1 protein-coding gene is annotated in these 1,442 nt (G+C 39.5%); it reads right to left on the bottom strand.

All coding sequences use genetic code 11. From position 1 onward, the window contains the following. Positions 1 to 62: 62 nt before the first annotated feature. Positions 63 to 1,265 (bottom strand): IS110 family RNA-guided transposase, encoded by a 1,203-nt coding sequence (locus HMPREF2805_RS02000; protein ID WP_075231182.1) that lies wholly within the window; start codon positions 1,263 to 1,265, stop codon positions 63 to 65. Positions 1,266 to 1,442: the final 177 nt, after the last annotated feature.

The raw sequence follows: 1,442 nt of genomic DNA, 5'->3' as shown, positions 1-1,442 counted from the left end.
AAAAAACACCTCATCTGGTATTTTTTGAAACAAGGTGTTATAATAATACGGCATAGATAGCCTTATCGATTTTGGGTCAAAGAGTAATCGTAAAGTTTGTTATGCGTAATGAGGTAATACATTGTTCGAATGAGACGATGTATAGAGGCAATCGCATGTGGCTTGGTTGAAGCTATTGTCGATTGTCTTTTTCGTTTCTCATAAAAGTCGGCGATATGGCAGGGATTGGTATGACTAGCTGAAGCGATGTTATGAATGCACTTGAACAAGATTTTTCTGGCATAGGGATTACCTCGCTTAGTAATGTGTTCCTTGGCGAGAAAGTTCCCAGATTCATAGTGTCTCAGGTCAATGCCAATAAAAGCGTTGATTTGATTGGTAGACTGAAAGCGACGAATATCTCCCAATTCGCCAATGATAGATGTCGCTGTGGTTTCTGCGATGCCAGGAATTGATCGTAAGATGTCATACTCTGGTAAAGGCTGAGCTAGAGCTACCATGTCGTCTAAGACAATCTGTCTGTGCTCAGAAAGACGAAGCAATTCTTGAGCATAGTAACGAACCTCTTCAAGCATTGGGGAGATTTTCTTGACCGCACAAAAAGATTGTTTAGCGAGTTTTATAAGTTTATCAGTCAGGTAAGCAATACGCTTTTCAGAGATTCGTTTGGAGGTAGATTGACGGATAATCTTACACAATTCATTTTGAGATAGGTTTAATACAAACTCTTTGCATGGAAAAGCCATCACTAAATTCCAATATTGCTCTCCAGTTGGTGTGGATAAGAGATTTTCCAATTCAGGAAAGGTGACTTGTAAGACCTTGTGTAGACGGTTTTTAGCTCTAACAATGTCTTCTGTAAGATTTTGATAGAAACGGCTTAAATCACGCAGGTGTTGATAAACTTCTTCCTGCGCATAAGTTGGTTTACGATTGAGTATAAACTGAGAATGAGCCAACTTTTCAGCGTCAATTTTGTCTGTTTTACGAACTCGCAGACTGTCCAGTTGCTTCTTAGCTTCCAGAGGATTCAGCTGTGTATAAGCGTAGCTGTATTCCTCAAGAAAGGCTCGAAGACGCCGAGAATAGACACCAGTAGCTTCAAATATAATCTCAGGGTTATGAACAGTTTTCAAGTCATTCAAAAGACGATTGAAGCCAATGGCGTCATTGAGCATAGTGTATCCATGAATCTTTTCACCGTTGACTAAAATTGCCACCTCAGAACTTGCCTTACTCACATCAATCCCAAATACTGTACGCATGATATTACCTCTTTTGTCTTGAATAATTCCGTGTTTTAGTGATTTTATTTTCAATACGCGACGTCTAGCGCCAAAGAGCCCTACGACTTTACAAGACACCTCTACTTTAACATAAAGAAAAAGTAGTGAGTACTCTCTCCCGTCGGAGATTTTCTCACTACTAATCTTAGTATGTTT

It is taken from the genome of Streptococcus sp. HMSC034E03 (assembly GCF_001811505.1).
Taxonomy (GTDB): Bacteria; Bacillota; Bacilli; order Lactobacillales; family Streptococcaceae; genus Streptococcus.
This window is presented reverse-complemented; position numbering and strand designations above follow the sequence as displayed.